Annotated in this window: 2 protein-coding genes; both read left to right on the top strand. The window is 63.6% G+C overall.

The genetic code is table 11. The annotated features are described in order from the left end of the window. Positions 1 to 1,164: GMC family oxidoreductase (locus tag OOZ63_RS28770; protein ID WP_266009296.1), on the top strand; the 1,164-nt coding region annotated here is incomplete at its 5' end. 341 nt (positions 1,165 to 1,505) lie between these two features. Then, the coding region (locus OOZ63_RS28765) for an SDR family NAD(P)-dependent oxidoreductase (protein ID WP_323055803.1) at positions 1,506 to 2,149 on the top strand (644 nt) is incomplete at its 3' end.

Here is a 2,149-nt window from a genome sequence, read left to right as displayed (position 1 = left end):
CGGGTGGAGAACTATGCGGGCACGCCCGATGCGAGGCGTCGAGGTGTCGGCGGCCCGGTCCATGTTGGCCCTGCCCGCAACCCGCAGCCGGTGGCCAGTGCATTGCTCGACGCCGCCCGCCAGATCGGCATCCCCACCTTTGATAACCCCAATGGGGAGATGATGGAGGGCCGTGGCGGCGCTGCGATCAACGACCTCATCGTCAAGGATGGACGCCGCAACTCCATCTATCGGGCATATGTTCATCCGCGCCGCGGGCAACGCAATCTCACGGTGCTGACCGATACGGTCGTCAGTCGCCTGGTGTTTGACGGCAAGCGGGTGATCGGCGTGGACGCCATTCGCAACGGGCGCACTGAGCGCTTCAGCGCTGAGCGCGAAGTGATCCTGTCGCTCGGTGCCGTGAACACACCCAAGGTGTTGATGCAGTCGGGGATCGGTCCGCAGGACGAACTGCGGCGGCACAGCATTCCCGTTGTTCAACACCTGCCGGGGGTCGGATCCAACCACCAGGATCACGTCTCGTTTGCGGTCATCTTTGAGTACGAGCGCCCCCAGCAAGTCGGCTACGGCGGCTCAGAAGCAACGCTTTACTGGTCAAGCGACAGCGCGCTGCGTCTGCCTGACATGTTCCACTGCCAGGTGGAATTCCCTGTTCCGAGTGCCGAGACGGCAGGGCTGGGTGTGCCGGCGCATGGCTGGACGATGTTTGCGGGCCTCGCGCACCCGAAGAGTCGAGGCCGCATCACCCTCTCCGGCGCCAACCCGACGGATGTACCGATCATCCAGACCAATACGCTGGCAGATCCGGATGATCTGCGAGGCGCTCTTGAGAACATTCGGCTGGTCCAGGAGTTGGGCTCCCAGGCCGCGTTCAAGGGCCTGGTTACGGGTGAGCGACTGCCAGGCAAGCTGTCTGGCAAGGACCTCGAGAACTATGTACGCAATGCTGCAGTCACGTACTGGCATCAGTCATGCACAGCCAAGATGGGGCGTGACGAGATGTCGGTTGTCGACGGGGCACTGAAGGTCTATGGCGTTCAGGGGCTGCGTATTGCTGACGCATCCATCATGCCCCACGTCACCAGCGGCAACACGATGGCGCCTTGCGTCGTCATCGGTGAGCGGGCGGTCGAGGAGATTCGGGCCACTCACGGGATCTGACGGCAAGCTCAAAGGGCCCCAGCGCGCCGATTGCTTCTGGCGACTTCACGTGTCTTCGGAGGAGGCAACTCGGCGTGCGTTGCCCGACTTGTTTGGCCACTGAGCCCGCATCCCCGGGCCTGGTCTGTGTCTTGGCTGTCGAGCTCGGCATCGGGCGGGGCCCCGTATGCACAGACACGGACTTGGCTGGCGGTGCGGCTCTCTCACACCAGAGAGTGTGTGCCTTTAGAACTTCAGAAACACGGATGTGGACATGATGCAAAGCGCTATCCAAAGGGCGAGTGAGGATTGGTACTCGACGCCTCGTCTCAGTGGCCGTACGCTGTTGTGAGCAGGGCGATATGTCCTTCTCCCATCGTGCGGACGGTATGAGGGTTTGGCTTATTACTGGGGCGGACCAGGGGCCGGGAGCAGCCATCGCCTTCAGCGCCCTCAAGTCCGGAGACACTGTATTGGCGAGCGCTTCTGATGTCGACGCCTTGCATCGCAGGCATGGACCTCACCCTGGCTTGCATCCTGTCCCGGTGGCGGCCCTTACCGGGAGCCGGGCAAGCGGGGCAGTGGCCCGCGCTGTCGAGCCTCTGGATCGCGTCGATGTCCTCGTCAACGCAGCGGCCTTGATGCGGCCAGGTCACCCTGATGCGGTCGGCTCGTCACAGGGCATGCCAGAGCTCAACCTAGGCAGCTGCGAAACCCTGCTGCGGATGTTGGCGTCGACTCGTGCCGTGCTGCCGCAGATGCGCCAGCGGCGTTTTGGACGGGTCGTCAATTTACTCCCTGCCTGTGGCCGGGCTCTAGGAGTGGGCAGCGAACTGGCGGCGACGAGGTTCGCTGTGGAGGCAATCAGCGATACGGTCAATCGCGAAATGTCGGCTTGGTGCATTCGCGCAATGACGGTGGAGGGGGCGCAGTTCGATGTGCAGCCAGCCGGCAACGCCGCGCCGCGCGAGGACGTCGAGGCCACCCGCTCCGTGCAGGAAGTCCT

Source organism: Paucibacter sp. PLA-PC-4 (assembly GCF_026241155.1).
Taxonomy (GTDB): Bacteria; Pseudomonadota; Gammaproteobacteria; order Burkholderiales; family Burkholderiaceae_C; genus Roseateles_E.
Note: the sequence above shows the minus strand (reverse complement) of the source record. Positions and strands in the feature narration are given on the sequence as shown.